Origin of the sequence: Rhodococcus sp. P14, from assembly GCF_000256505.1 — a bacterium.
Taxonomy (GTDB): domain Bacteria; phylum Actinomycetota; class Actinomycetes; order Mycobacteriales; family Mycobacteriaceae; genus Rhodococcus; species Rhodococcus ruber.
On sequence record NZ_AJFC01000098.1, the window covers coordinates 21702 to 27994 of the forward strand.

Consider the following 6293-nt stretch of genomic DNA (forward strand, 5'->3'; position numbering starts at 1 on the left):
CATGTGCCCCCATGGTCGACCTTCCCCCGGCGCCGGCCCAGGCGGCATCCCCCGTCGCTGCGCTCACCCAGGATCGGTGCCCCGGTCTGCTGCGCCCCCACCTCGCCGCCGACGGCGCGCTGGTGCGGCTGCGCGCGCCCGGCGGCCGGCTCCCGGACGGCGGCCTGCAGGCGCTGTCGGAGGCGTCGGTCGCCTTCGCGGACGGCGACGTGCACCTCACCTCACGCGGAAACCTGCAGATCAGGGGCGTCGCGTTGGACGAGTGCGGCGGGGTGCCCGCCGGCCTGGTCGAGGCGGTGACGGCGGCCGGGTTCCTGCCGGCGCCGGCGCACGAACGGGTCCGCAACGTCGTCGCCTCGCCGCTGTCCGGGATCACCGGCGGCCGCGCCGACATCCGCCCGCTGATCGGCGCGCTCGACGCCGCCCTGTGCGCCGAGCCCGCCCTGGCGCAGCTGCCGGGGCGTTTCCTCTTCGGGCTCGACGACGGCCGCGGCGACGTCACCACCCTGCGCTGCGACCTCGCCGCGGTGGCCGTCGAACCCGGACTGTTCCGCGTCACGATCGGCCGGCGCTCCGGCCCGGTGGTGCCGGCCGAGCGGGCCGTCGGGACCCTGGTCGACCTGGCGCAACGGTTCGCGGCGATCCGCGGCACCAGCTGGCACGTGCACCGACTGCCCGAGGCCGGCGCCGAACTCGGCGGTGGTGCGCCGCTGCCGCCGCCCACCCGGTACACCGCGCCGTACGGCCCCCTGCCCGGAGCCGTCTCGGTCCTGGTCCCGCTGGGCATCCTCTCGCCCGCGATGGTGGCGGCGCTGCCCGTGCCGGACGTGATCGTCACCCCGTGGCGCGGCCTGGTCCTGCCCGGCGAGCACGATCCGCAGCCGCTGCGCGACGCCGGGTTCGTCCTCGACGGCGCGTCGCCGTGGACCCGCACCACCGCATGCACCGGCGCGCCGCGGTGTAGCCTCGCCGGGGGCGACACCCGTGCCACGGCCCGGCGCGTCGTCGCCGATGCGCCGCCACCCGGCCACCTGCACGTCGTGGGATGCGAACGATCCTGCGGCGCACCGAATTTCCCCCACACGCTCCTGCTCGCGAGGAACCCGGCATGACCCTGTCCCCCCCACCCCGGCGCTACGACTACGTCACCGACGGCGCCGACATCTACGTCCGGTCGTTCGCGACGATCCGCGCCGAAACCGACCTGTCCGCGATTCCGGCCGACGCCGAGAAGGTCGCGGTGCGCATGGTGCACGCCTGCGGGCAGACCGACCTGACCCGCGACCTCGCGATCCACCCGGGCCTGGTGTCCGCGGCGCGCACGGCGCTGCGTTCCGGCGCGCCGATCCTCACCGACGCGCACATGGTCGCGTCCGGGGTGACCCGCACCCGGCTGCCGGCGGACAACGAGGTGCTGTGCTTCCTGCGGGACCCGCGGGTACCCGAGCTCGCGTCGGCGTGGGGCACCACCCGCTCGGCCGCGGCGGTGTCGCTGTGGGAGGACCGCCTCGACGGCGCCGTCGTCGCGATCGGCAACGCACCCACCGCGCTGTTCCACCTGCTCGAGCTCATCGACGCCGGCGGCCCCCGGCCGGCCGCGATCGTGGGGGTGCCGGTCGGGTTCATCGGCGCCGCCGAATCCAAGGAGGCGCTCGCCGCGCATCCGCTGCAGCTGCCCTACCTGGTGGTACGGGGACGTCGCGGCGGCTCGGCGATGGCGTCGTCCGCGATCAATGCCCTGGCCCAGGAGGCGGAGTGAACGACACCGGACGGTTCTACGGCGTGGGCCTCGGCCCCGGTGATCCCGAGCTGATCACCCGCAAGGCGGCCCGGCTGATCGAGCAGGCCGACGTGATCGCCTACCACTCGGGCACCCACGGCCGGTCCATCGCGAGGGGCATCGCGGCCGGGCTGATCCGGGAGGGGGTGCTCGAGGAGGCGCTGGTCTACCCGGTCACCACCGGCACCACCGACCATCCCGGCGGCTACGACGGGGCCATCGCCGACTTCTACGACGAGTGCGCGGCGCGCCTGGCCGCGCACCTCGACGCCGGCCGCACCGTCGTCGTGCTGTGCGAGGGCGACCCGCTGTTCTACGGCTCCTACATGTACCTGCACGACCGGCTCGCGAACCGCTATGCGACCGAGGTGGTTCCGGGCGTGACGTCGGTGTCCGCGGCCGCGGCCGCCGCGGCGGAACCGCTGGTGCGGCGCACCGACGTGCTCACCGTGCTGCCCGGCACGCTGCCCGAGCCGGAACTGGCGCGCCGTCTCGCCGACACCGACGGCGCCGCGATCATGAAGCTGGGCCGCACCTTCCCCGCGGTCCGCGCCGCGCTCGCCCAGGCGGGCCGGCTCGACGACGCGGTGTACGTCGAGCGCGCGTCGATGGGCGGGCAGCGCATCGTCCCCGTCGCCGACGTCGACGCCGATGCGGTGCCGTACTTCTCGGTGATCCTCACCCCCGGCGACCGCGCGCCGCGCAACCGGGACATCACCGACCGGTCCCGGCCCGTCGTCGCCGAGGTTCCCGACGCGGTCGCTGCCCGTGAGCTGCTCGTCGTCGGTCTCGGCCCCGCCGACGAGAAGTGGCTCACCCCCGAGGCCGCCGCCGCGCTGGCGGCCGCCGACCACGTCGTCGGGTACGGGCCCTACGTCGACCGGGTGCCGGTCCGGCCGGGGCAGCGACGGCACGCGTCCGGCAACACCGTCGAGGTGGACCGCGCCCGCGTCGCGCTCGAGCTGGCCCTGTCCGGCGAACGGGTGGCGGTCGTCTCGGGTGGCGACGCCGGAGTGTTCGGGATGGCCTCGGCGGTGTTCGAGGCCGCGCAGGATCCGCGGTTCGCGGAGATCCCGGTGCGGGTGCTGCCCGGCGTGTCGGCGGTCCAGGCCGTCGCCGCGCGGGCGGGCGCCCCGATCGGCGGCGACTTCGCGGTGATGAGCCTGTCGGACCGGCTCAAGCCGTGGGAGGTGATCGAGCAGCGGCTCACCGCCGTCGCACAGGCCGACCTGGTGCTGGGCATCTACAACCCGGCGTCGCGGTCGCGGACCACGCAGGTCGCGCAGGCGCGGGCCGTGCTGCTGCGGCACCGCCCCGCCGACACCGTCGTGGTGGTCGGTCGCGACGTCGGCCGCCCCGGCGAGTCGCTCGAGGTGACCACCCTCGAGAAGCTCGACCCGGACGCGATCGACATGAAGTGCCTGATCCTCGTGGGCTCGTCCGGCACCGCGGTCACCGCGACCGGCGCGGTGTGGACGTCGCGCTCGGTGCGTCCCTGAACATTCGCCCGGAACACCGGGATCCGCGCCCGTCACGGCGCGCGCGGATTCCGGTTCACCGTGTGAAGCCGCTGCGGTCCCGCGCCGGGTCGTAGAGGTGCGAGCACGCGACGTCCGCCGACCGCACGCCCAGGGCACGGCCGACGACGATCACCGCGGTGTGCTTCAGTCCCGCCGCCTCGACCTTGTCGGCGAGGTCGGCGAGCGTGCCGCGCAGCACCAGCTCGTTCGGGCGGGACGCGAACGCCACCACCGCGGCCGGACAGTCGGCGCCGTACTCGACGCTCAGCTCCTCGGCGAGGACGCGGATGCGGGTGATCGCCAGGTGCAGCACGAGGCTCGCGCGCAGGCCCGCGACGCGGGCGAGGGCCTCGGTGTCGGGCATGGTCGTCGAGCGGGCCTGCGTGCGGGTCAGCACGACGGTCTGCACCAGCTCGGGCACGGTCAGCTCCGCCCCGAGGGTCGCCGCGGCGGCCGCGTAGGCCGGCACACCGGGCGTGACGTCCCACGGCACTGCCGCGGCATCGAGCCGGCGCGTCTGCTCGGTCAGGGCCGAATACAGCGACGGGTCACCGGAACACAAGCGGACGACGTCGAGGCCGCGGCGGTGGGCGTCGACGAGGTGCGCGGTGATCTCGTCCAGGTCCAGGCGCTGGGTGTCGACGAGCTCCGCGTCGTCCCGGCAGTGCGCGAGCACCTCGTCGTCGAGATAGGTGCCGGCGTAGAGCACCACCGGCGCCTCGCTCAGCAGGCGCGCGGCCCGCAGCGTCAGCAGGTCGGCCGCACCGGGCCCGGATCCCACGAAGTGAACTGTCATCTCTCGCCTTTCGTCACCTGCCACTGCACCACCGGGCGCAGCGCCTGCCAGCCGCTGAACCCGCCGAGTGGTGCGGCCTGTTCCACGGTCGTCCGGGTCAGCTCCCCGCCGTGGGTCTTCCACCACTGCACCAACGTCGACTCGGTTTCGAGGGTCACCGCGTGCGCGACCAGACGGCCACCCGGACGCAGTGCCGCCCAGCAGGCTTCGAGCACTCCGGGAATCGACCCGCCGCCGCCGACGAAGACGGCATCGGGGGTGTCGAGACCGGCGAGCGCGTCGGGGGCGGCGCCGCGCACCACCACGACCGACGGGACGCCGAGCCGCGCGGCGTTGCGGCCGATCCGGTCGGCGCGCGTCTCGTCGCGTTCGATCGCCACCGTGCGGCAGCGCGGATCGGTGCGGGCCCACTCGATGCCCACCGACCCGGCGCCGGCCCCGACGTCCCACAGCAGTTGCCCCGGCCGCGGCGCGAGCGCGCACACCGCGGCGAGCCGGATCGGGCGTTTGGAAATCTGACCGTCGTGCTCGAACGCGTCGTCGGCCAGGCCGGGCGTCGCGGGATACCCCTCGGCTCCGGAGCATTCGATGCAGACGACGTTGAGCGCGGGCGCGTCGCCGGACCAGTCGTCGGCGGCGGCGGTGCGCCGCGCCTCCTCGGGCGCGCCGAGGTCCGACAGCACGGTCAGGGTGCTCGCGCCGAACCCGTCTCGGCGCAGCAGGTCGGCGACCCGCGCCGGGGTGGAGCCGTCGGAGGAGAGCACGATCAGCCGCCGCCCCCACCCGAATGCGCGGCGGACGGCGTGCACGTCCCGGCCCACCAGCGTCACCACGTCCACCGACTCGGCGCTCCACCCCATGCGGGCGCGGGCCAGCGCCACCGACGACACGGCGGGCAGCACCGTCACCGCGTCGGCGCCGAGCCGGTCGATCAGGGTGGTCCCGATGCCGGAGACGAGCGGATCGCCCGACGCGACCGCCACGATCGTGCGGCCGCGGTGCCGCGCGAGCAGCGCGTCGAGTCCGTCGCGCAGCGGGGACGGCCACGGCTCGCGGACGGCGCCGGTCTCGGGCAGCAGCGCCAGATGGCGCCGCCCACCGAGCAGGACCTGCGCGCCGAGCACCGCGTCGCGGGCGGGGGGCGGCAGGCCGTCCCAGCCGTCGGCACCCATGCCGACGACGGTGATGTGTGAGCCCATGGCGTCGAACCCTAGCCGGTGCGGTTAGACTCGGCGCCGGCAAGACAATCGAGGTGCCCCTCACGGGGATAATCGGGAAGCCGGTGTGAATCCGGCACAGGCCCGCTGCGGTGACCCGGGAGTCGTCGATCATGCGCATCACGCGCAGCCACTGGACCGCCCGGTCCGGGAAGGCGATCGCACGGCGTCCGACCGGGAAGTCCGAATACCGGCCTCGATTCCGTTTGCCGAGAAGACATCCCAGCGGGAGCCTGTGGAGGTTGAAAGTGCACGTGTATCCGTTCAGTGCCGTCGTCGGCTCCGACGACCTCGCGCTGGCCCTGTCCCTGTGCGCGGTGTCGCCGTCGATCGGCGGGGTGCTCGTGCGCGGGGAGAAGGGCACCGCCAAGTCGACCACGGTGCGCGCCCAGGCCGCGCTGTTGCCGCAGGTCACGGAGGTCGCCGGCTGCCGGTTCGCGTGCGACCCCGCCGCCCCCGACCCGTCCTGTCCCGACGGCCCGCATCCGCACGGCGCGGCGGCGCAGACGCGGCCGGCGCGGCTGGTGGAACTGCCCGTCGGCGCCACCGAGGACCGGGTCACCGGCTCCCTGCACCTGCAGAAGGCACTGTCGGGGGGCACCGCCGAGTACGAGCCGGGCCTGCTCGCCCGGGCGCACCGCGGGGTGCTCTACGTCGACGAGGTCAACCTGCTGCACGACCATCTCGTGGACCTGCTGCTCGACGCCGCGGCGATGGGCCGGTGCTCCGTCGAGCGCGACGGGGTGTCGGTCTCGCATGCCGCCCGGTTCGTACTGGTCGGAACGATGAACCCGGAGGAGGGGGAGCTGCGTCCGCAGCTGCTCGACCGCTTCGGGCTGACCGTGGAGGTGGCCGCGCCGCGCGATCCGCAGGTGCGGGCGGAGATCGTGCGGCGGCGCCTGGCGTTCGACGCCGACCCGGTGTCGTTCGTCGCGGGCTGGGCCGACGCCGAGGCCGAGCTGGCGCGGCGGGGCGCCCCC

At 75.0% G+C, this 6293-nt stretch carries 6 protein-coding genes and 1 riboswitch; of the genes, 4 read left to right on the top strand and 2 right to left on the bottom strand.

Translation table 11 applies throughout. The annotated features are described in order from the left end of the window. Window positions 1–11: 11 nt before the first annotated feature. From OEY_RS0107100 to OEY_RS0107110, 3 genes are read left to right on the top strand one after another with little or no spacing between them, the layout of a single operon-like run. Window positions 12–1112 (top strand): cobalamin biosynthesis protein CobG, encoded by a 1101-nt coding sequence (locus OEY_RS0107100; protein ID WP_010593198.1) that lies wholly within the window; start codon window positions 12–14, stop codon window positions 1110–1112. Next, window positions 1109–1759: a precorrin-8X methylmutase gene (locus OEY_RS0107105; RefSeq protein WP_010593199.1), complete on the top strand. Its 651-nt coding sequence runs from the start codon at window positions 1109–1111 to the stop codon at window positions 1757–1759. Before OEY_RS0107100 ends, OEY_RS0107105 begins: the two co-directional genes overlap by 4 nt. Continuing rightward, window positions 1756–3279 (top strand): precorrin-2 C(20)-methyltransferase, encoded by a 1524-nt coding sequence (locus tag OEY_RS0107110; RefSeq protein WP_010593200.1) that lies wholly within the window; start codon window positions 1756–1758, stop codon window positions 3277–3279. The genes OEY_RS0107105 and OEY_RS0107110 overlap by 4 nt, the downstream gene beginning before the upstream one ends. A 55-nt stretch (window positions 3280–3334) precedes the next feature. Here the strand turns inward: OEY_RS0107110 and OEY_RS0107115 are convergent, their stop codons facing one another. Then, window positions 3335–4096, bottom strand: a complete 762-nt coding sequence (locus OEY_RS0107115) for a cobalt-precorrin-4/precorrin-4 C(11)-methyltransferase (RefSeq protein WP_010593201.1) — start codon at window positions 4094–4096, stop codon at window positions 3335–3337. Continuing rightward, entirely contained in the window at window positions 4093–5295 is a 1203-nt protein-coding gene (locus OEY_RS0107120) for a bifunctional cobalt-precorrin-7 (C(5))-methyltransferase/cobalt-precorrin-6B (C(15))-methyltransferase (RefSeq protein ID WP_010593202.1), read from the bottom strand. Before OEY_RS0107120 ends, OEY_RS0107115 begins: the two co-directional genes overlap by 4 nt. 34 nt (window positions 5296–5329) lie before the next feature. Then, window positions 5330–5526, top strand: a riboswitch (cobalamin riboswitch). A 35-nt stretch (window positions 5527–5561) separates the two neighbouring features. On the opposite strand from OEY_RS0107120, the gene OEY_RS0107125 reads away from it, so the two are divergent. Beyond that, on the top strand, window positions 5562–6293 hold a 732-nt coding region (locus OEY_RS0107125), incomplete at its 3' end, for an ATP-binding protein (RefSeq protein WP_010593203.1).